16 protein-coding genes and 1 pseudogene are annotated in these 23,279 nt (G+C 39.9%); 12 read left to right on the top strand and 5 right to left on the bottom strand.

Going from position 1 to position 23,279, the window contains the following annotated elements:
• Nucleotides 1–96: 96 nt before the first annotated feature.
• The 4 genes from ACLN19_RS04625 to ACLN19_RS04610 form a co-directional block, all read right to left on the bottom strand.
• The gene (locus ACLN19_RS04625) at nucleotides 97–1,236 is read right to left on the bottom strand and encodes an ABC transporter ATP-binding protein (protein WP_413383782.1); all 1,140 of its coding nucleotides are present in this window, start codon (nucleotides 1,234–1,236) and stop codon (nucleotides 97–99) included.
• A 41-nt stretch (nucleotides 1,237–1,277) separates the two neighbouring features.
• Nucleotides 1,278–2,114, bottom strand: coding sequence for a sugar ABC transporter permease (locus ACLN19_RS04620; RefSeq protein WP_413383780.1), 837 nt, complete (start codon nucleotides 2,112–2,114; stop codon nucleotides 1,278–1,280).
• Nucleotides 2,114–3,475 (bottom strand): carbohydrate ABC transporter permease, encoded by a 1,362-nt coding sequence (locus ACLN19_RS04615; protein WP_413383778.1) that lies wholly within the window; start codon nucleotides 3,473–3,475, stop codon nucleotides 2,114–2,116. The genes ACLN19_RS04620 and ACLN19_RS04615 overlap by 1 nt, the downstream gene beginning before the upstream one ends.
• Before the next feature lie 103 nt (nucleotides 3,476–3,578).
• Nucleotides 3,579–4,826: an extracellular solute-binding protein gene (locus ACLN19_RS04610; RefSeq protein WP_413383776.1), complete on the bottom strand. Its 1,248-nt coding sequence runs from the start codon at nucleotides 4,824–4,826 to the stop codon at nucleotides 3,579–3,581.
• 306 nt (nucleotides 4,827–5,132) lie between these two features.
• Between ACLN19_RS04610 and ACLN19_RS04605 the strand changes: the two genes are divergently transcribed.
• From ACLN19_RS04605 to rpsU, 12 genes and pseudogenes are all read left to right on the top strand, one after another.
• Nucleotides 5,133–6,155, top strand: a complete 1,023-nt coding sequence (locus ACLN19_RS04605) for a LacI family DNA-binding transcriptional regulator (protein ID WP_413383774.1) — start codon at nucleotides 5,133–5,135, stop codon at nucleotides 6,153–6,155.
• Nucleotides 6,156–6,185: 30 nt separating this feature from the next.
• Nucleotides 6,186–8,498 carry a type I pullulanase gene (gene pulA, locus ACLN19_RS04600; RefSeq protein ID WP_413383772.1) on the top strand — a complete coding sequence of 771 codons (2,313 nt, stop codon included), beginning with the start codon at nucleotides 6,186–6,188 and terminating at the stop codon, nucleotides 8,496–8,498.
• Nucleotides 8,499–8,779: 281 nt separating this feature from the next.
• Nucleotides 8,780–10,687, top strand: a complete 1,908-nt coding sequence (gene glgB, locus ACLN19_RS04595) for a 1,4-alpha-glucan branching protein GlgB (RefSeq protein ID WP_413383769.1) — start codon at nucleotides 8,780–8,782, stop codon at nucleotides 10,685–10,687.
• Nucleotides 10,677–11,816 (top strand): glucose-1-phosphate adenylyltransferase, encoded by a 1,140-nt coding sequence (locus tag ACLN19_RS04590; protein WP_413383767.1) that lies wholly within the window; start codon nucleotides 10,677–10,679, stop codon nucleotides 11,814–11,816. Before glgB ends, ACLN19_RS04590 begins: the two co-directional genes overlap by 11 nt.
• On the top strand, nucleotides 11,806–12,939 hold the full coding sequence (gene glgD, locus ACLN19_RS04585) for a glucose-1-phosphate adenylyltransferase subunit GlgD (protein WP_413383765.1): 1,134 nt from the start codon (nucleotides 11,806–11,808) through the stop codon (nucleotides 12,937–12,939). The genes ACLN19_RS04590 and glgD overlap by 11 nt, the downstream gene beginning before the upstream one ends.
• Complete coding sequence (gene glgA / locus ACLN19_RS04580) at nucleotides 12,936–14,369, top strand: glycogen synthase GlgA (protein ID WP_413383763.1); 1,434 nt, start codon at nucleotides 12,936–12,938, stop codon at nucleotides 14,367–14,369. The genes glgD and glgA overlap by 4 nt, the downstream gene beginning before the upstream one ends.
• Nucleotides 14,370–14,473: 104 nt before the next feature.
• The gene (locus tag ACLN19_RS04575; protein ID WP_413383761.1) at nucleotides 14,474–16,870 is read left to right on the top strand and encodes a glycogen/starch/alpha-glucan phosphorylase; all 2,397 of its coding nucleotides are present in this window, start codon (nucleotides 14,474–14,476) and stop codon (nucleotides 16,868–16,870) included.
• Nucleotides 16,871–17,018: 148 nt separating this feature from the next.
• Nucleotides 17,019–18,542, top strand: a pseudogene (malQ, locus tag ACLN19_RS04570) (4-alpha-glucanotransferase); the annotation flags it as partial.
• 12 nt (nucleotides 18,543–18,554) lie between these two features.
• On the top strand, nucleotides 18,555–20,816 hold the full coding sequence (gene glgP, locus ACLN19_RS04565; protein ID WP_413383759.1) for a glycogen/starch/alpha-glucan family phosphorylase: 2,262 nt from the start codon (nucleotides 18,555–18,557) through the stop codon (nucleotides 20,814–20,816).
• Nucleotides 20,817–20,953: 137 nt separating this feature from the next.
• Nucleotides 20,954–21,772: a transporter substrate-binding domain-containing protein gene (locus ACLN19_RS04560; protein WP_413383757.1), complete on the top strand. Its 819-nt coding sequence runs from the start codon at nucleotides 20,954–20,956 to the stop codon at nucleotides 21,770–21,772.
• 77 nt (nucleotides 21,773–21,849) lie between these two features.
• Nucleotides 21,850–22,344, top strand: coding sequence for a YkgJ family cysteine cluster protein (locus ACLN19_RS04555; RefSeq protein WP_413383788.1), 495 nt, complete (start codon nucleotides 21,850–21,852; stop codon nucleotides 22,342–22,344).
• Nucleotides 22,345–22,459: 115 nt separating this feature from the next.
• Nucleotides 22,460–22,636, top strand: a complete 177-nt coding sequence (gene rpsU / locus ACLN19_RS04550; RefSeq protein WP_318248113.1) for a 30S ribosomal protein S21 — start codon at nucleotides 22,460–22,462, stop codon at nucleotides 22,634–22,636.
• 99 nt (nucleotides 22,637–22,735) lie between these two features.
• On the opposite strand, the gene mscL is transcribed toward rpsU, so the two are convergent.
• Complete coding sequence (gene mscL, locus ACLN19_RS04545) at nucleotides 22,736–23,113, bottom strand: large conductance mechanosensitive channel protein MscL (RefSeq protein ID WP_413383754.1); 378 nt, start codon at nucleotides 23,111–23,113, stop codon at nucleotides 22,736–22,738.
• Between the last annotated feature and the right edge of the window lie 166 nt (nucleotides 23,114–23,279).

The following is a 23,279-nucleotide window of genomic DNA, read 5'->3' as shown; positions in this document are numbered from 1 at the left end:
AGGAACAAGGCCGTTGCTTAAATCTTTTATTATTTCATTGTCCACTTGACAGGGAGCAGTTCAAAACTAGGTGTTTTCCTATATAAACAATTAGCACTAATCCATAGTAATACGCTTAGTACTGTCCTTATCAAAGAAGTGCCCTTTTGACACGTTAAAGGTCAGTTGTACCTTATCACCTGGGTTGTGGAAATCTCTAGCGTCAACACGAGCGGCAAATTCATCCGTTCCTAGTTTTAGATAGAGCATGGTTTCGCTACCGAGGAGCTCAGATACAGCGACAGTGGCTGTGACAGAAGCATTTGGATAAGCTGTTTGGGCAATGGTATCACTTGAGATATCTTCTGGGCGAATACCAAAGGTAACTGTTTTGCCGAGATAGCCTTTTTGCTCAAGAATTTTAGATTGTCCTTCTGGAAGAGCTAGTGTCAGTCCTTGGTCATTGGTCAGACGGTCTTTTTGAACAATGACATCAAAGAAATTCATCGAAGGACTTCCGATGAAGCCTGCGACAAAGACATTAGCTGGTTGATTATAGAGCTCTTGGGGGCTACCGATCTGCTCAACACGTCCAATCGTTCCAGAGCCGTCAGGGTTTTTAGTAGCAGACATGATAACGATACGATCAGCCAAAGTCATGGCTTCTGTCTGGTCGTGGGTGACGTAGATGGTTGTGGAGCCGATACGTTGGTGAATTTTAGCGATTTCAGCACGCATGGCTACCCTTAGTTTAGCGTCTAAGTTGGAGAGTGGCTCATCCATTAAAAAGACTTTAGCGTCGCGAACAATAGCGCGTCCCATAGCAACACGTTGACGTTGTCCACCAGAGAGATCGGCTGGCTTACGATCTAGAAATTCACTCAAGCCAAGACTCTTAGCAGCTTCACGGACACGTGTGTCGATGTCTTCTTTAGTGTGTTTACGTAGTTTTAAGCCGAAAGCCATATTATCATAGACACTCATATGAGGATAAAGAGCGTAGTTTTGAAAGACCATGGCAATATCACGATCTTTTGGTGAGAGGTCGTTGACGATTTGACCGTCAATTTTGAGTTCTCCTTCAGTGATATCTTCAAGCCCTGCAATCATACGTAGGGTAGTTGATTTACCACAGCCAGAAGGACCGACAAAGACGATAAATTCCTTGTCTTTGATGTCTAGGTTGAAATCCTCGACAGCGTAGTGGCTGGTATTTGGGTATTTTTTATAAATGTGGTCAAGTTGTAGAGTTGTCATGATTATATCTTCCTATCTTGAATTCTTAAAGTTGTCTGAGTCTATTTGACAGAGCCGCCTGTGATACCTTCGACATAGTATTTTTGCATGAACATAAAGAGAAGCGTGATTGGGATAGCAATGAGTAGAGATCCTGCTGTAAAGGGCATAAACCACTCATTGATGGTATCAGCTTGTAGCATGGTGAAAAGTCCGATTGCGACGGTGTATTTGTGTGTGACATCACCCAAGATGACTTTAGCAAAGATAAAGTCCATCCATGGGCTAATAAATGCCATCAAGGCTGTATAGACGATGATGGGCTTTGAGAGAGGGAGAGTGATTTTAAAGAAAATATCACGACGTGTTGCCCCATCAATCATAGCACTCTCATCTAGCGAATAAGGAATGGTATCAAAGAATCCCTTAGCAATATAAAAGGTAAGGGCAGCTCCAGCTGAGTAAACCAAGACAAGTGCTGTTAGGGTTTGGTCAAGGTTAAGCGCCTTTAAAATATAGTATATAGCAATCATACTCATAAAGCCAGGAAACATATTGAGTACAAGAGCGAGCTTTAAAAAGCCGTTGCGATGCTTAAATTTGATACGACTTAGCGAGTAAGCCATAGCAACTGTGATAAAGGTTGAGATGATACATGAAAAAGTTGCGACAATCAAGGTGTTTAAAAACCATTGTCCAAAAGGAAATGTATTTTGGGTAAAGAGCTTGATGTAGTTGTCAAAAGTCCATGTTTTAGGGATGATGTAGGGCACAAAAGCGGTGCCTTCAGCACGAAAGCTTGTCAAGATGACCCAAGCAATCGGAAAGAGCCATATGATAGCAAGCACTGTTAGTAAGATATAGACAAAAGCGAGGTTAAGCCGTTTTTTTGTGTTCATTATTTAACAGCTCCTTCCTTGTATGAGTTGGTGCGTGTGTAAGCCAGTAAGCTAAAGATAGCAGATACGATAAAGATAATGATACCAATGACAGAAGCTAAGTTGTAGTCAGCAGCACTAACCGTTAGCTTGTAGAGCCAAGTCACCAAGAGATCTGTGCTTCCTGCTTGATAGAAGTTTGAGTTGGTAGGACCACCACCTGTTAAGAGGTAGATGACGTTGAAATTATTGATATTACCAATGAAATGTTGGATAAGTGTTGGTGTCATGATCAATAAAATCTGCGGGAAGGTGATGGATTTAAAAATTTGAAATTTATTGGCACCATCAATTTCAGCGGCTTCGATTTGCTCTTGAGGTAGGTTCATGATGATACCTGTTGCAATCAGCATGGTGACAGGGATACCGACCCACATATTGACAAAGATGATGGAAAATTTAGCCCAGATAGGATCTGTCAAAAATGGTAGTGGCTGAGAGATAAGTCCTAATTTTTCAAGAAGGATATTGACAGGACCACCATCATTAAGCAGATTTTTCATGGTCAAAAGTGAGATAAATTGAGGTACAGCCATGGTGATGACAAAGATGGTACGCCACATCTTCTTCCATTTGAGACCTTTTGTATTGATCAGTAAGGCAAGGATAATGCCAAAGAAAAAGTTGGTTACAGTGGCAAATACTGCCCAAATCATAGTCCATGATAAGACAGGAAAGAAAGTATTTGCCATACGTCCATTAAAGACATTACCAAAATTGACCAAGCCTACCCAGTCAAAGAGACTTTTTGGGGGCAGATGGTTATGATCGTAGTTGGTAAAGGCTAGCAAAATCATATAGATAAGTGGGACAATGGTAAAGAGTAGCACACCAATCAACGGAATAGTCATAAGAGTCATATGAAAGCGCCCGTCTGATAAGGTTTTAATATCTTCTCTAAAGCTGGGAATAGGTTTTCCTTGTGCTTCTAGCTCTAAAAGATGAGCGGCACTTTTGATATTGCACCAGTAGATATAAAGAAAGACTAGACAAAAGACAATAGAAGCAATCCCAAAGATGAGTAGTAACATGGAGTTGTCACCTTGGGTGGCAACTTGGATTTTGATGCCATCAACAGTCTTTGTGGTCATCCCTTGCTCAGTGGTTCCTAGAGTGATAAAGCCTTTGATAGCAGGAATGACTTGGTAGATAAAGCTTATCAAAAAAATGATTTCACTGATGAGAAATAGGGTTCCTTTAATAAATTGTCTGTTTTTGAGATTACTAGCTCCCATGATGATGTAGGAGAGTTTGGTCGCTACATCGCCTTTTTGAAAGGTTTCACTAAAGAGCTGGAGTGGTTTTTTAGGAGTAGTTTGCATGAGTTTGTCTCCTCTAATAAAGGTATAGATGATTAAAGCTGTTAAAAAACGGATACTTGCTCATCTTCAAAAAAGGTGCTAGCAAGTTTCCGTTTTTTACATCTTATTTAGCTTTAGCGAGGTCACTATCAAACTGTTTGAGGCGTTTGAGGTAGTCGCTAGATTTGATCTTACCGCTGTAAGCATCACTAAGAATAGCGGCACTTTCTTCCCAGAAAGTACTCATTTGACTTAGTTTAGGCATAACGGTTGTGTAAGTGTCTGAGCTACCCATTGTAATGACAGCTTGAGCGAGTTCATTGGCTTGTACAGTTTCAGACGCTTGGACTTCCTTGTTAGCAGGGACGATGTGGCGTGATTCAAATTGTTGTTTTTGAGATTCGGCACTTGTGATATAAGAAGCGAGTTTGTAGCTTGCTGCGATACGTTTAGTGTCTGAGCCAGCAGGTGCTTGGTTGACAGCGTAGAGCTGCACACCAAGGAAGGCTTGTTGTTGCACATCTTTACCACCGATAGAGATAGTTGGATAGACAGCAACACCGAGCTTATCAGCACCGATAGCTTTTTGGGCAGCGGCAAAGTTCCAAGGACCAGTCTCCATAGCAGCGATACTACCGTCACTGAATTTTGACATCATGTTGTCGTCGTTGATATTGACAAAGCCTTTGTTATCTTTTTGGTCAGCAATCCATTGTAAGACAGAAACACCTGCTTCATTACCCCAGTTAGTGCCTTTTGGATTTTCACCATCTTTACCAAATAAGGTATCCCCTACGGAAAAGAAGAGTGGTGCCATTGCATAGGCATTGACTTGTTTGAGGTTAGCGCCAAATGTTGCTTTTGTAGTAATGCTCTCGTAAGATGTTACATCTTCAGCTGAGAGTTTTTCTTTATTGTAGAAGAGGACTTGGGACTCAATTCCAGTTGGAAAAGCATAGGTTTTGCCTTTGTATTGGGCACCAAGGACAGCTTGTTCGGTATCATTTTCTTTGATTTCTTTAGCATAATCACTTGGGATTTCTTGGATGATACCTGACTCGACTAAGAGACCAAGCTGGTCGTGTGGGAGTGAAAAGACATCTGCGGCTTTGCTTGGGTCTTTTTTGACATTTTCTTGAGCTTTGGAGCCATTTGACTCAATGACTTTGACCTTGATACCGCTATTTTCTTTTTCGAAGTTTTTAATAATATCCGTATAAGAGTCTTTAGAGTCTGTTGGAACCCAAAGTTTGACAGTTGTCTTTGATGCCGCATGGGCAGGTTGTTGAATGCTAGCGACACTGACCAGACCAGCGGCTAAAGTAAGCGCAGCAGAGGCTGCAAGCCATTTTTTCCAAGTTTTCTTGGCCATAAGATCCCCTCCTTTAAGGAACGTTTAAGATTTACACTTATATTATGCAACCGTTTGCAAAAAAAGTCAAGTGTTTTTATCGAAAATTTTAAATCTTTTTGAGACTGCTGATATTTTAAAAGAAAGGGATTACATTTCTAATGATACCAGCCTTATGTCTGATAGGAGAGTCGTATATTTGTTCTTGCTTGATTTTTTGGAGGAAATCTCTAAAGATGATGAAAAGCGCTTGCATTGTGGCATGAGGTTTATTATACTGTTAGTAAAGTATGCTTAATACGATAAAAGAAAAGGAGGGGAAATCTGATGGTAACAATTAAAGATGTGGCGCAAAGAGCTGGTGTCAATCCATCAACGGTTAGTCGTGTCTTAAAAGACAATCGCTCTATTTCCCAAAAGACAAAGGAAAAAGTGCGAAAAGCCATGGATGAGTTAGGTTATGTGCCTAATGTCGCTGCTCAGATGTTGGCAAATGGGTTGACCCAAGCGATAGGGGTTGTTTTGCCGCCTTTAGTGACCCCTGAGCGTTTGAGTGAGCCTTTTTTCATGAATATCATCTCAGCGATTACTTATGAGGCGCAGCAATCCGATGTGACAGTGTCTATCGCTACGGGTATGACTATGCAAGAGCTAGAATCACAAGTACGCTTGATGCATAAGCAAAAGCGAGTAGATGGTTTTATTGTTCTCTTTTCTGAGAAAAATGACCCTATCAGGCAGTATCTCCTAGAGAATCAGTTACCTTTTGTTGTTGTCGGCTCATCAACTGGTAATGAAAATGAGATTACTTATATTGATAATGATAATCAATTGATGGGCAGTCAAGCGGTGGAGTATTTGCTAGCTCAAGGCCATCACAATATTGTTTTTGTGACAGATGATAAATCATCAGAAATTTCAAAGGAGCGCTACTTTGGTTATTTGAGGGCTATGACTCAGGCAGCCCTAACGCCTTTAGATGACTTGATTTTTAGTACGGATTTTCCTAAAACTTTGGACAATCTCCTTGATGTCTTGTGGCAGTATGATGTGACAGGCATTGTCTGTGTGAGTGACCGTTTGTCTGTCAAGTTGGTTCAAGATTTGAAACAACGCGGCATTCAAATACCAGAAACGCATTCCTTGATTACCTTCAATAATTCCATCTTTTCAACTATTGTACATCCTTACCTGACAACGTTTGATGTCAATGTTGAACAGCTAGGGCAAAGTAGTCTGAGACGTTTATTAGAGCTAATCAAGTCGTCTAAGACCTTTTATAGTGAGAAAATCATTGTTCCGTTTCGCTTGATTGAGCGTGAATCAGTAGTTGAGCGTAAAAAAGATTAAAACCAATAATCGTATTAGGAGACGAAGCAGATGAAAAATAGTGTCATTGTTCATTATCACAGCCAAGCTGGTAGTTATTTTGATTATAGCTTGTGGAAGTGGATTGATTTACATGAGGGAGAGGATGTTCCTTTTTCCAGTTTTGATCATTTTGGGCTTGTGGGGCAACTTGATTTTGAGAGCCCTTATTTTTTAGAGCATGTCTATGTCATCGTTAAAAATCAAGATTGGTCGGTTAAGACGCGTGATTTTAAGATTGAGCGTCACATGGGATTTGATGTGACAGAAGTCTGGATTGTTGAGGGAGATGATACGCTTTATTACTCGAGTCAGGCTGCGATTAGCAGTCGCTATTATCGCCATCGTGACAATCATGCCTTTGATATGGCTCTTAATCATGAGCGTTTTGATCGCATTTGGGGCTTTGATGGTTGGTTAGGTAGTCATTATGATAAGCAAGCGACAGAATTTCGCTTGTGGGCACCGACAGCTATGCAGGTGGATTTGATTTTTTACGAAAGCGCGCGTGATGACGCACCCATAGAGCAAATTCTTCCCATGAAAAGGGGTATTTCTCAAGACGTTGACAATCATCAGGATAATACGCACGGTGTTTGGATGACACGTATCTTAGGTGATCATGATGGACAAGCTTATGCTTATCGGCTTAAGTTTCGTGATTATCTAGTCAGTGAGGTACGTGACCCCTATAGTACAGCCACAAGTGCCAATGGTAAGCGCAGTGTTATCCTTAGTCCAGAACGTACAAAGCCAGAAGGCTTTTGTGTCAAGCACGGTCATGAGGCAACGTGGCGTCTAACCAATCCCAATCAAGCTGTTATTAGCGAAATGCATATCAGAGATTTTTCAAAATCAGAGACATCTGGTGTCAGCCCAGATAAGCGTGGGCTGTTTTTAGGTGCGTGTGAGTCTGGGACGAAAAATACCTTTGGAGACAAGACAGGGTTTGACTATCTCAAGCAGCTAGGTATTAGCCATGTGCAATTGCAACCGATTTTTGATCACCATCAGACGTTTGATAAAGAGGGAGTCTATGCTTACAACTGGGGATATGACCCAGAGAATTTTAATGTCCCAGAAGCTAGTTTTTCAAGTCGTCCTGATAAGCCAGAAGAGCGTATTTTAGAGTTGAAGACCTTGATTCAAGCTTACCACGATGCGGGTATCGGTGTCATCATGGATGTGGTGTATAATCACACCTACGCTTCTCGTGATTCGGTATTTCAGCTTGTGGTCCCTGATTATTATTATCGTATGAATCCAGACGGTAGCTTTCAAAATGGCTCTGGCTGTGGAAATGAAACGGCCAGCGAGAAGGAGATGTATCGCAAGTACATGATAGATTCTATCTTGTATTGGGTAAATACCTATAATATTGACGGCTTTCGATTTGACTTGATGGGCTTACATGATGTTGAGACCATGAACCGTATCAGACAGGCAGTCGATGAGATTGATCCCAATATTATCATCTACGGTGAAGGATGGGATATGGGCATGGGGCTTTTGCCAGAACAAAAAGCCAAAAAAGATAATGCCCACCTGATGCCCAATATCGGCTTCTTTAACGATAATGTCAGAGATGCTATTAAGGGTTCTGAAGTTTATGGGCATTTTAAGCGTGGCTTTGTCTCTGGTGCTAGTACAGAAGGGGTAGTCGCTAAGGGGATGTTAGGTAGTGATGAGCTAAGCCCTTATCTAAGTCCAAATCAAGTGCTAAACTATGTTGAGGCACATGATAACTACAATCTAAACGATTTATTGCTTGAGTTGCATCCAGATGATGACCATCATCAGCATATTAGGCGCGTGGAGCTAGCCAGTGCCATGGGCTTGTTGATGCAAGGGATGAGCTTTATGCAGCTAGGACAAGAATTTTTAAGAAGTAAGCTCTATCCGACAGGACCTCATGGGGAGTTGACCGATAGCGATAAGCGTTTGGCCATGAACAGCTATAATGCGCCAGATGAAGTCAATCAAATTGATTGGAATAATGTGACAAAACACCACTCTACCATGGCTTTTATCCGTGCTCTGATAAAGCTAAAACGCCATGATGCTGCCTTTTCTTATCAAAGCTTTGAGGAGATTAGAGAGCATCTATACATCAAAAAGGCTGATGAAGTTGACCATATCATCATTTGCGATATGATTGGTGAGAAGCATTATCGTATTATTTTTAATTTTTCTGAAGAAATTATGGAAAATGAGATGACAGATATGGCAGATTATGCTATACTAATTACGAATATAAAACGCTTACATAAACGTCCCAAAACACTTGATGCTTTGTCCGCGTCGGTCTTTGAAATTAAAAAATAGCCTAAGTTTCTTAGGCTATTTTTGCTTAGCTAAGTTTCTAAATACTTTACTTAATAGGGTTTTAGAGCTAGTTTTGGCAAGAGTTAAAAAGAAAATGTGAAAACGTTTATATTAGAGCATATAATTATTTTACAAACAATTAGATAAATGTTAGTATTTAGGTATCTGGCTGTTTTGTAATAATTATTAGATTTTTTAAGGAGTACTATAACACCTTTTGTAAAAGAGGTAAATAAGGAGCTTACAAGATGGCACAGTAATTGGTTAAAAGAGGTGATGTTATGAATACCAAAGAAGCGTTGTGGACTTTTGGTATTGGTGAGAACTATCAGGCACAGGATTATCTGGGTGCACACAGAGAAATCAGAGAAGGAAAAGATGGTTTTGTCTTTCGTGTGTGGGCACCAAATGCACAGGCAGTCTTTGTTATCGGGGATTTTACAAACTGGAAAGAAAACCCTTACATCATGGAGCGAAATGACGCTGGTGTGTGGGAAGCCTTTATCACACAAGCTAAAGTAGGACAGCTCTACAAGTTTTTGGTGAGGCGCTCAAATAGTAAAGAAGTCGAAAAGATTGATCCTTTTGCTCTGTATTTTGAAAAAAGGCCAGGAACAGCTGCGGTTTTGCTGGATTTGCCTGAGAGAAAGTGGCGCGATGACTTGTGGTTGGGACGCAGAAAAGCTCTTGGTTTTAAGGATAGACCTGTCAATATCTACGAGGTGCACGCAGGGTCTTGGAAATACCATGAAGATGGTAGTCCCTATCAGTTTAAGGATTTGACTGAGGAGCTGATTCCTTATCTAGTGGAGATGAACTATACGCATGTTGAGTTTATGCCCTTAATGGCACATCCACTAGACATGAGTTGGGGATATCAGCTGATGGGCTATTTTGCCTTTGAGCATAGCTATGGCAGACCAGAGGATTTTCAGGAGTTTGTCGAGACCTGCCATCTCAATAATATCGGTGTGATTGTAGATTGGGTACCAGGACACTTTACCATCAATGATGATGCGCTGGCTTACTACGATGGGACACCGACCTTTGAGTATCAGGATCGAGATCAAGCGCACAATCGTGGTTGGGGAGCATTGAACTTTGACTTGGGGAAAAATCAAGTGCAGTCGTTCTTGATTTCAAGCGCTAAGTTTTGGCTAGATTTTTATCATATTGATGGTATTCGTGTCGATGCGGTTAGCAATATGATTTATAGGGATTATGACATTGGTCCATGGACACCGAATGTTGATGGCGGTAATCGAAACTATGAAGGCTATGGCTTTTTGCAAAAACTCAATCGTGTTATCAAATCTTATCATCCAGATGTCATGATGATTGCTGAGGAGAGTACTAGCGGAACTAAGGTCACTGATCTAGGGGCCAGTGAGTCCCTAGGATTTGATTATAAGTGGAACATGGGGTGGATGAACGACATCTTAAAATTCTATGAAGAAGATCCTGTGTATCGTAAGCATGATTTTAATCTTGTAACCTTTAGTTTTATGTATGTCTTTTCGGAAAACTTTATCTTGCCATTTTCGCATGATGAGGTCGTCCACGGTAAAAAGAGCATGATGCATAAAATGTGGGGAGATCGCTACAATCAATTTGCGGGGTTACGTAATCTCTACACTTATCAGATGTGTCACCCAGGGAAAAAATTATTGTTTATGGGTAGTGAGTTTGGACAATTTTTAGAATGGAAATTCAATGACCAGCTAGAATGGTCCAACTTAGAAGATAGCATGAATCAAAAAATGAAAACCTTTACAGCTACGCTAAATCACTTCTACAAAGAGCACGAGGTGCTTTGGAAGATTGATGATAGCTACGATGGGATTGAGATCATTGATGCTGATAATCGCGATCAAAGTGTTCTCAGCTTTATTAGACAAGATGATGAAGGTCATTTTTTGGTATGTGTCTTTAATATGACACCTGTTGAGCGCCCTCATTTTACAATTGGCTTACCTGTTGCAGGTCTCTATCAAGAAGTCTGGAATACAGAATTAGAGGCATTTGGAGGCATTTGGAAGATGAAAAATCTGGACACAGAAACTCAAGAAGGCTTGTGGAAAGATTATACCAATACACTTACATTTACCCTACCAGCAATGGGTGCTAGTATCTGGAAGTTGAAACGTCGCTTTAAAACGTCAAAGAAAGGAAATCTAAATGAAGAATGAAATGTTAGCTCTTGTCCTTGCGGGTGGTCAAGGAACACGTCTTGGAAAATTAACACAAAGTATCGCTAAACCAGCCGTTCAATTTGGCGGACGTTATCGCATTATTGATTTTGCCTTGTCTAATTGTGCCAACTCAGGTATCAGTAATGTCGGTGTTATTACACAATATCAACCACTAGCACTTAACAGCCATATCGGAAATGGCTCCAGTTGGGGGCTTGATGGTATCAATTCTGGAGCGACGATTTTGCAACCGTATTCAGCTACTGAGGGTAATCGTTGGTTTGAAGGGACTAGCCATGCCATTTATCAAAATATAGACTATATTGATAGTATCAATCCTGAGTATGTGCTTATCTTGTCAGGAGATCATATTTACAAGATGGATTATGATGAGATGCTTCAGACGCACAAGGATAATCTAGCTAGCCTTACGGTTGCCGTTATTGATGTGCCTCTGAAAGAAGCTAGCCGTTTTGGGATTATGAATACAGACTCAAATGATCGTATCGTAGAGTTTGAAGAGAAACCTGAGCATCCAAAATCGACTAAGGCCTCCATGGGGATCTATATTTTCAATTGGAAGCGCCTACGTGAAGTTTTAGTTAATGCTGAAAAGAATCATGTTGATATGTCAGACTTTGGTCAAAATGTTATTCCTGCCTACCTAGAAGCAGGGGATCGTGTCTATACTTACAATTTTGATGGTTACTGGAAGGATGTAGGAACCATCGAATCTCTCTGGGAAGCCAATATGGAGTATATCGGAGATGATAATGAGTTGCACAGTCGTGACCGTTCTTGGAAGATTTATTCAAAGAACTTGATTGCGCCACCAAATTATATTACAGAAGAAGCAGAAGTTAAGGATTCATTGATTGTTGATGGCTGTTTTGTCTCTGGAAAAGTCAATCATTCTATCTTATCAACTAATGTCCAAGTCAAAGAAGGTGCTGAAATTACCGACTCCTTCATCATGAGTGGGGCTATTATTGGACCAGGTGCTAAGATTAACCGTGCGATTATCGGTGAGGGTGCTGTTATTGGTGCAGATGTTGTGATTGATGGTCAAGACGAGATACAAGTTGTTGGCTATAATGAAGTAGTGGGGGTTCCAAATGAAGAGTGATAAATATTCAGCAATTTTAGGAAATACAATCGGTTATCATGATATGCTCAGTCTAACAGACAGCAGACCGCTAGCGAGTCTGCCGTTTGACGGGAAATATCGCTTGATTGACTTTCAACTCTCAAGTCTAGCCAATGCTGGTATCAAAAGCGTTTATGGTATTTTTAGAGGGCAAAATATCCGCTCTGTCTTTGACCATATCAGAAGCGGACGTGAGTGGGGGCTAAATACCTTATTGAGCCATTATTTCCTAGGATTTTACAATACGGAAAATGATAGCAAGCTAGGTAACAAAGACTATTATGAGCAAATCATCACTTATCTGCGTCGCTCAGGGACTGATCAGACCGTTTATATGAGTTGTGATGTGCTTTGTAATATCGATCTTTTACAAGTCATTCACCTTCATGAAATCAACGAAAGCAAGATTACGGTTGTTTATAAAAAATTGCCTAAGACCTCTATCTCAGCAGACAATGAAATCTTAGAGATTGATGAGACAGACCATGTGGTTGGTGAAACACAGCTCAACGATGTCGATGAACTTCATAAGATGTCGGCAGATATTTATGTTGTGAGCACACCTTGGTTGATTGAGTGTTTGGAAAAAGAAGCGAGCAAGGAGCAGCCACGTAAAATCCGCTATCTCTTACGTGAGCTGGCTTTAGACGAAAATGCTTTGGCCTTTGAATATACAGGCTACCTCTCTAATATCTGTTCGGTTAAATCATATTATGATGCTAATATGGATATGTTGGATACGCAAAAATTTTACTCACTCCTTTATTCTAATCAAAAAGTTTATACCAAGATTAAAAATGAGGAGGCTACTTACTTTGATGAGCATTCTCATATCAGTAATTCTCAATTTTCTTCTGGTAGTATCATCAAAGGTGATGTAGAGCATTCCATTGTATCTAGAAATTGCCGTATTGATGAGGACTCTCATATTGGAGATAGTATTATTTTTCCAAAAGTCACTGTTGGATCTGGAGCAAGTATTCAGTATGCTATTTTAGATAAAAATGTTACAATTGCATCAGGTGTTAAAGTACACGGCAGTAAAGAAAAACCTGTCGTTATTGCTAAAGGAGTAGAAGTCTTAGAGGATATAATAGAATGAAAATCTTATTTGTAGCAGCAGAAAGTGCACCATTTGCCAAAACAGGCGGCTTGGGAGACGTTATTGGTGCGCTACCTAAATCGTTGGTAAGGCGCGGTAATGAGGTATCAGTCATTTTGCCTTACTATGATATGATTGATAGCAAGTTTGGTCAAGATGTAGAAGATGTGCTTTCTTTTTACACGTATGTTGGTTGGCGTCATGTTTATGTCGGCGTCAAGAAAATAGAAAAAGATGGTGTGACCTTTTACTTTATTGATAATCGTGATTATTTCTTTAGAGGTCATGTTTATGGCGATTGGGATGATGGCGAGCGTTTTGCTTTCTTTCAATTAGCTGCGCTAGAGATTATGGAGAAGGTCAATATTATTCCAGATGTGCTTCATGTGCATGATTATCACACAGCTATGATTCCTTTTTTACTAAAGGAAAAGTACGGTTGGATAAATGCTTATCGTTCCATTAAAACGGTTCTTACGATTCACAATATCGAGTTTCAAGGTCAGTTTGACTCAGGTATGTTGTGGGATTTATTTGGGGTTGGCAATGAACGCTATCTTGATGGCACACTGAGATGGAATGATTGTCTTAACTGGCTAAAAGCTGGGATTTTATACGCGGATCGTGTCACTACTGTCTCTCCTTCTTATGCTGAGGAAATCAAGACACCAGCCTTTGGTAAGGGCTTAGATCAAGTGTTACGTATGGAGGCTGGTAAATTATCAGGTATTACAAATGGGATTGATACGGATCTTTACAACCCACATACAGATCGCTTTATTCCTTATAATTTTTCAGTGGATGATCCATTTGGTAAACCAAGGGATAAAGAGGCTCTGCAGGAGCGATTGGGGCTTCCTGTACGTGAGGATGTGGCATTGATTGGTATTGTATCACGCCTAACTGACCAGAAAGGTTTTGATTTGGTCGTAGAAGAGTTGAACCAGCTTATGCAGCTAGATATTCAGATTGCCCTATTAGGGACAGGCTATCCTGAGTTTGAGGAGAGTTTTAAGTGGTTTGCAAAGCACTATCCTGATAAAATCTCTGCTAATATTATGTTTGATCTTGGGTTGGCTCAAGAAATCTATGCGGCCAGCGATCTGTTTTTGATGCCAAGTGCTTTTGAGCCTTGTGGTTTGTCGCAAATGATGGCTATGCGCTACGGATCGTTACCTGTGGTTCACGAAGTCGGAGGACTGCGTGATACTGTCATTCCTTACAATAAGCATGACGGCACAGGGACAGGATTTGGTTTTCAGGCCTTTTCAGGCTATTGGTTGACTAAAACACTGGAAACAGCGCTAGAGGTGTACTACCATGATAAAAAGTCATGGCAAAGGCTTCAAAGGCAAGCTATGGAGATGGACTTTTCTTGGGACAGTGCAAGTGGCGCTTATCAAGACTTGTACCAAGCGTTATTGAGTTAATGAGAGATACAATCGTTTAATGATGCGATTGTCTATGACGAAATTCCAATTGCTTTGCAGTTGGAATTTCCTGTATATGAGGGAAAATTAAGAGGAGAAGGAAAATGCAATTAAGTAAGGATGTCTTTATTAGGGATTTCAAACAGACGCTTCATGAGACCAAGCAGATTAAGATTAAAGATGCGACAGAATCAGAGCTATTTGTTGCTTTAGCTACGACTGTGCGTAAATATTACACACCCATGTGGCTAGAGAGACGTCAACAGTTGATGCAGGAGCAAAAAAAAGTCGCTTTTTACTTTTCTATTGAGTTTTTACCAGGACGGATGTTAGAGACAAATCTACTCAATCTAGGTATTTTAGAGACAGTGGAGGAGGCTTTTGGTGAGCTTGGTTTAGATTTTCAGGCCATTAAGGAAAGAGAGCCTGATATGGCGCTTGGAAATGGTGGCTTGGGACGCTTGGCAGCTGCTTTTATGGATTCATTAGCTACTAAGGGCTATGCTGGTTTTGGAAATGGACTACGCTATCGTTATGGGTTATTTAAACAACGTATCGTCAATGGTTATCAAGTGGAATTGCCAGATGCTTGGTTAGAAGAGTGTGGCAATGTTTGGGAGACACGAAAAGACCATGATGCGGTGCTTGTCAAGCTCTACGGTGATGTTTATCTCAAATCAGACGGTCAAGGAAGTCTCACACCTGTCTATCAAGGAGCGCAGGTCTTAAGAGCGGTACCGTATGATGTGGCACAGATAGGTTTTGGAAATGACGTAGTCAACAATCTTCGTCTGTGGGATGTTGAGATTCCTAAGGAGTATGAGCTTGATTATCCGACGATTGAGAGCCGACGTCGTGTAGAGGATATCACCTCTGTACTTTACCCAGATGACTCTAGTGCACAAGGTAGGGAACTGCGTTTGGTGCAAGAGTATATCATGACAAGTACAGGGCTTCAAACGATTATCCAGTCGTATTTGAAAATGGGACTACCACTTGAGCGGATTCATGAGAAAATTGCGGTGCATATCAATGATACACACCCAGCTGTTGCGCCTGCAGAATTTATGCGTTTATTGATTGATGAGTATGGTCTTGATTGGGATTTGGCGTGGGATATCACACAAAAAACCATGAGTTATACCAATCATACGATTTTGGCAGAAGCGCTTGAGAAATGGCACACAGGTTTATTTAAGCATGTCTTGCCACGTGTCTATCAGATTATTCTGGAGATTGATAGGCGTTATGTGTCTGCTTTAGCAGCAGATGGTATTGATGCTCGTTTGATTGAAGATACCCGTATCGTCAAAAACGATACGATTCACATGGCTCATCTAGCTATTATTGGTGGGCATTCGATTAACGGCGTTGCTAAATTGCATACAGAATTGCTCAAAGAAGATACCTTGCATGCTTTTTACACGCTATTTCCTGAAAAGTTTAACAATAAAACTAACGGCATCGTTCAGAGACGTTGGACTCAAATTGCGGATCGTCCTTTGTCAGCTATGCTGGATAAATGGGTAGGTAAAGAGTGGCGCTACGATATTCATAAGCTTGAACATCTCAGGGATTTTGTGAATAATAGTGAAGCGCAGCGTGATTTTTACCAAGTCAAACAAGAAGCTAAGCAGCGCCTTGCTAAGTATATCTTGGATACGACTGGTATAGAGGTGTCTGTGGATGCTATCTTTGATGTGCAAGTCAAGCGTCTGCATGCTTATAAGCGTCAGCTATTAAATGTGCTTCATATTCTCAAACTTTACTGGGATTTAAAAGACAATCCAGATAAGGACATCCACCCTCGAGTCTTTATCTTTGGTGCTAAAGCGGCACCAGCTTATCATTTTGCCAAATCTGTCATCAAACTTATCAATGAATTAGCCCATGTGATTAACAATGACGCTAGTCTTGGTGGTAAGTTAAAGGTAGTCTTTTTAGAGAATTACTGCGTGAGTTTAGCGGAGTTAATCGTCCCAGCTGCCAATGTCTCTGAGCAGATTTCACTGGCTTCTAAAGAAGCTTCAGGTACATCCAATATGAAGTTTATGATGACAGGAGCAGTCACTCTAGCGACGCTAGATGGTGCCAATATTGAAATCAAAGATGAGGTCGGCAAGGACAACATTGTTATTTTTGGTATGACCAAAGATGAGGTTTATAAGCACTATGATAAGCATGACTATTATTCTCGTGGTGTTTATGAGCATAACCCTATCTTAAAACGTGTTGTGGATAGTTTTGTGGATGGCACTATTCCAAATAGTCAAGCAGAAGGCGTTGAAATTTACGAAAGTCTTATCACTCACAATGACGAGTATTTCTTACTTGAAGATTTTGCATCTTATGTGGAAGCTCAAGAAAAGATAGACCAGCTCTATCGTCAGCAAGAGACTTGGATGCGTATGAGTTTGACAAATATCGCTCAGTCAGGACGCTTTAGTGCTGATGATACGATTAGTGAGTATGCCAAAGAGATTTGGGAGTTAGAAGATTAAACGACAAACAGAAGAGCTTGCTCTTCTGTTTTAGTGTTAGAAAAGGCTTACCGGGGATGTAAGCGATATTTTTTAGAAAATTTTTGAAGAAAGACTTGACTTATGCAAACGGTTGCGTTAAACTAAAAGATGTAAACAAGAGTACAAGGAGATTATTATTATGGCAAAACGAGCAAGTGGTGTCTTAATGCACATTACCTCTCTACCAAACCAATTTGGTATTGGAAGCTTTGGTCAATCCGCCTATGATTTTGTTGATTTTTTAACAGAGACAAATCAAACTTATTGGCAGATTTTGCCATTAACAACGACAAGTTACGGGGACTCCCCTTATCAATCCTTTTCAGCTATCGCAGGTAATACCCACTTCATTGATTTGGATCTCTTAGCTAAGGAAGGCTACCTGTTAGCTGTTGATTATGAAGGGGTTGATTTTGGAAAAGATGAGACATCTGTGGATTATGAGCGTGTTTATCAAAAACGTCGCCCTATTCTAGAAAAAGCCGTTGAGCGCTTTTTAGCAGACAAAGCTAATCTGGAGCAGTTAGCTGCCTTTGAAGCTAAGGAAACTTGGCTAGAAGACTATGCAGACTTTATGGCTCTAAAAGAGTATTTCGACAATAAAGCGTTGACTGAGTGGGACGATGTGAAGGCTATTCAAAGAGACGCCAAGACCTTGGTAGCCTACCGTGTCAGCTTAGCCGATAGCATTCTCTATCATAAAGTGACTCAATATTTCTTTAGCCAACAATGGTATGCTCTAAAAGCTTATGCCAATGAAAATGGTATTAAGATTATTGGTGATATGCCTATATACGTCTCAGCAGATAGTGTTGAGGTATGGACGATGCCTGAGCTCTTTAAGTTAGACGACAAACGTCGTCCGACAGCTATTGCAGGTGTCCCAGCAGACGAATTTAGTGCTGATGGTCAATTATGGGGGAACCCTATCTATAATTGGGACGCCCATGAAAAAAGTCAATATGCTTGGTGGGTTGAGCGTATCAAAGCTGGTGTGACCATGTATGATGTGCTTCGTATCGATCATTTCAAAGGGTTCTCTGATTATTGGGAGATCCGTGCTGACTATGAAACAGCTAATGACGGAAAATGGCAGCCAGGACCAGGACGCAAACTTTTTGATGTCGTCAAGGAAGAATTAGGTGATTTGCCAATTATCGCTGAAAATTTAGGCTACATTGATGAGAAGGTTGAGCAACTCTTGAGTGATACAGCTTTTCCAGGGATGAAAATCTTAGAATTTGGCTTTTTTGATACGACTGGATCTAGCCTAGATTTGCCGCATTATTACACTGAAAATAGCGTTGCTTACGCAGGGACTCATGACAACGAAGTTATCAATGGTTGGTTTGATAATCTCACGAAGGAGCAGCAAGCCTATGCGGAGCTCTATATGCGCAGACTGCCATCTGAGCCTATCGTAGAGACTATGTTACGCACCTTGTATAGCACGGTTAGTGAGATTGCTATCACTTGTATGCAGGATTTACTTGACAAACCAGCTTCTAGTCGTATGAATACCCCAAATACGCTAGGTGACAACTGGCAGTGGCGCATGAAATCAGATGACTTAACTCAAAGCCATAAAGACTTTTTGACAGAAATTACAAACGTCTATCATCGTGGACGTGATGAAGAATACGAGGAATAATAGGAGACAATCATGACAACGTTTACTAACTATGTAGAGGAGAAAGGCCAAGAACTGGCTCAGATGACAAATGAGGCTATCTATGTTAATCTCCTAGACTATGTGAAGGCATTGGCATCTAAAAAAGGTAAAAATAGCGCTAAGCGCAAGGTTTACTACATTTCAGCAGAGTTTCTTATTGGTAAACTCTTGTCCAATAACCTAATCAATCTTGGTATCTATAAAGATGTGAAAAAAGAGTTGGAGCTAGCTGGTAAATCCATAGCAGAAATTGAAGATGTCGAACCAGAACCATCGTTAGGTAATGGTGGTCTTGGACGCTTAGCATCATGTTTCATCGATTCAATGGCAACACTTGGTATCAATGGTGAGGGCGTTGGGCTCAATTATCACTGTGGTTTATTTAAGCAAGTCTTTAAGCAAAATCAGCAAGAAGCAGAAGCCAACTATTGGATTGAACAGGATTCGTGGTTATTGCCGACAGATATTAGTTATGAGGTGCCTTTTAAGGACTTTACCTTGACGTCTCGTCTTGATCGCATGGATGTATTGGGTTATCACAAGGATACCAAAAACTATCTTAATCTCTTTGATATTGATGGTTTGAATTATGATTTGATTCATGATGGTATCATTTTTGATAAAGAAAAAATTAAAGAAAACTTGACGCTGTTTCTTTATCCAGATGATTCAGATAAGAGTGGTGAGCTGCTTCGTATTTACCAACAATACTTTATGGTTTCAAATGCGGCTCAGCTATTGATTGATGAAGCGCTTGAGCGAGGATCTAATCTTCATGATTTACCAGATTATGCTTATGTGCAAATCAATGACACCCATCCTTCATTGGTTATTCCTGAGTTGATTCGTTTGTTGACCGATGTTCATGGCTTTGAGTTTGATGAGGCAGTATCTATTGTCAGTCAAATGGTAGGCTATACTAACCACACGATTTTGGCAGAAGCGCTTGAAAAGTGGCCTCTTGATTACCTCAATGAGGTAGTTCCTCATCTCGTTGCTATTATTGAGCGTTTAGACGCGATGATTGCTGAAAAATACAGTGATAAGTCTGTTCATATCATTGATGAAGAAGGTCGTGTACACATGGCGCATATGGACATTCATTTTTCAACCAGTGTCAATGGCGTTGCAGCCCTACATACAGAGATTTTGAAACATTCAGAGCTCAAGCCTTTTTATGATATTTATCCAGAGCGCTTTAATAACAAGACCAATGGTATCACTTTCCGACGTTGGCTAGAATTTGCCAACCAGGAATTAGCGGATTATCTTAAAGAGTTGATTGGTGATGGGTATCTAAATGACGCGACACAGCTGGAGAAATTGTTAGATTTTGCTGATGATAAGGCTGTACATAAACGTTTGGCTGAGATAAAATATCACAATAAACTGGCTCTACAGCGTTATTTGAAGGAGAATAAAGGCATTGAGTTGGATGCGGATTCTATCATTGATACACAAATCAAGCGTTTCCACGAGTACAAACGTCAACAAATGAATGCTCTTTATGTGATTCATAAATATTTAGAGATTAAGCGTGGTCACTTGCCAAAACGCAAAATTACAGTTATCTTTGGTGGTAAAGCAGCTCCTGCTTATATCATCGCGCAAGACACCATTCACTTGATTTTATGTTTGTCAGAGCTGATCAACAATGACCCAGAAGTTAGCCCATATCTCAATGTGCATCTTGTGGAAAACTATAATGTGACCGTTGCAGAACACTTAATTCCAGCCACAGATGTTTCTGAGCAGATTTCGCTTGCTTCTAAAGAAGCCTCTGGTACAGGTAATATGAAATTCATGCTAAACGGTGCCTTGACCTTAGGGACAATGGATGGTGCTAATGTTGAAATTGCCGAATTGGCTGGCCAAGACAATATCTACACATTTGGTAAGGATTCAGACACGATTATTGACCTTTATGCGACAGAAGGCTATGTGTCACGTGATTATTATGCTAATGATGAAGCAATCAAAGAAGCAGTCGATTTTATTGTTGATGAAAAAGTATTAGCGCTAGGTAATGCTGAGCGACTAAATCGTTTACGTGATGAGTTGATTGGTAAAGATTGGTTTATGACTCTTATTGATTTGAAAGAGTATATTGCGACTAAAGAGCAAGTCTTTGCAGACTATGAAGATCAAGATAGTTGGAATCAAAAAGTCATCCAAAACATTGCAAAAGCAGGATTCTTCTCATCTGATCGTACCATTGAACAATACAATGAAGATATCTGGCATAGTCACTAAAAAAAGAGGTTTTATACCTCTTTTTTTGAATGTTTATAAGTTTAAAATGGATATTTTTGCATTTATAACTTGACAACCGCATAATTATAACTTATAATAGCTTTATATTACATTAAAGACTGAAAAGAGGAATGATTATGAAATGGAAACAATTGATTGGTGGTAGTTTATTAGCGGTATCTCTTCTAGCATTGGGTGCTTGTGGCACCTCTTCTAATAGTAGCTCCAGTGACTCATTGAAAAGCATTCAAGATAAAGGGACTTTAACGGTCGCTCTAAATCCTGAATTTGCCCCCTTTGAATTTAAAACCTTGGTAAATGGCAAGGATACGGTTGTTGGGGCAGATGTCGATATTGCCAATGCTGTTGGTGAAGCGCTGGGGGTCAAGGTGAAGTTTTTATCAATGTCTTTTGATAACGTTCTCTCTAGCCTTCAATCAGGAAAGGCAGATATTGCCGTATCAGGGATTTCAGCGACCAAAGAGCGTCAGAAAGCGTATGATTTTTCAGATAGTTACTATGAGTCTCAAAATGTCGTTATTGTTAGAAAAGACGAACTTGATAAGTATAAACAAGCAGATGATTTTAAAGGCTTACAAGTAGCCGTTCAAAAAGGAAGTATCCAAGAAAGTATCGCCCAAGAACAGTTGAAGGGGGCTAAGGTTGTTGCACTAACGCAAAATAGTGAGGTCATTAGTGAGCTGAAAAATAAAAAAATTGATGCCGTTGTCCTTGAAAAACCAATCGCTAAAGGCTATGTTGAAAAAAATAGTGATTTAGCGATTGCAGAATCCGTTACATTAACGTCAGGTGAGTCGGATGCTTATGCTATTGCTATGCCAAAAGGTAGTACAGAGCTAAAAGATAAGATTAACCAAGTGATTAAAGAACTTAAAGATTCTGGCAAAATTGACGAATTTGTCCAATCTGCCTATGAGCAATCTATCAATGATTAAGTAAACCACCTTAGGTGGTTTTTTGTCTAGGCAAATGCGGTAAAATATGATAAACTGAGAGAAAAAAGGAAGAGATGATGACAGAGGTTGCTATTGAGCGCTACAAAGAATTAGCGCTTCACAAACAAAAAGAACACCGTCAATTTTTAGCAAGTCTAAAGAAAAAGTCGCCTAAAAATTTGGATAAAATTGTTCAAGAAGTGCATAGAGACGTTTTTTATGAGATTGACTGTACCAAGTGTGCTAATTGTTGCCAAAATCTTGGGCCTTTATTCACTGAAGCAGATATCAAACGTATTGCAAAGCATTTTAAGATGAAGCTAGGTGTTTTTGAAGAGACTTTTTTACGCCTTGATGAGGATGGTGATAAGGTATTTAAAGCTATGCCTTGTCCATTTTTGGGATCAGATAAGTTATGCACAATCTATGATGTACGTCCTAAAGCTTGTCGTGAATTTCCTCATACTGATCGCAAAAAAATCTATCAGATAAATCAATTGACGCTTAAAAATACCTTGATTTGCCCTGCTGCCTATCTCTTTGTGGAAAAATTAAAAGAACGTCTAGGTTAGACGAGCTGTTGATAAACTTTACAAAAAAGTCTAAAAATCTATTGACAAAAAGGATAGCTTTAGCTATTATATAAAGAGGACAGTTCTGTTACTATATCTTGAGGAGGTGAAAACTATGTCAAAAACTATCGTACGCAAGAATGAATCACTTGATGATGCACTTCGTCGTTTCAAGCGTTCTGTTACGAAAGCAGGAACTCTTCAAGAATCACGTAAACGTGAATTTTATGAAAAACCTTCTGTAAAACGTAAACGTAAATCAGAAGCTGCACGTAAACGCAAAAAATTCTAATATGATAAAAAGAGGCTAGACTAAATTATCTAGTCTTTTTTTTTTATTTTGTGCACAAGAAAAAGACCGTTTGTGATAAACGATCTTCTTGATATATCATTATTTTTTAGCCAAAAGGTCACGAATTTCAGTAAGCAATTCTTCTTGGCTAGGACCAGCTTCAGCTTTTTCCTCTTCTTCTTTTTTACCAAAGGCAAGTGCTTTGTTAGCAGACTTAACGATGAGGAAGAGAGTTGTTCCAACGATAAGGAAGTTAAGGATAGCGCTCAAAAAGCTACCGTAAGCAACACCATTCCAAGCAAGGTCAGCGATTTTTTCAACACCAGCCGCTTTGAGGGCAGGATTTAGGATAAGTGGTGTAATGATATCACCAACAAGTGATGTGATAATAGCGTTGAAAGCAGCACCAAGGATAACCGCTACCGCAAGGTCAAGAATATTACCACGGAACAAAAACTCTTTAAGCTCTTTAAGCATAAATACTCCTTAAATGTTAATTTATTAAATGATATATCCATTATATCAGCTAAAGTTTCTGGGGGCAAATAATATGACTCAAAAAATAGCTTTTTTATATAAGAAGACAATAAGCTGTCGATTTTACAAAAAGATTAAGAAATGGTATAATAAATCACAAAACGAA

The sequence above is a fragment of the Streptococcus lishijunsis genome (genome assembly GCF_047290665.1).
Lineage (GTDB): Bacteria > Bacillota > Bacilli > Lactobacillales > Streptococcaceae > Streptococcus.
The sequence above is the reverse complement of the archived record's forward strand: the minus strand, read 5'-3'. Positions and strand labels throughout refer to the sequence as shown.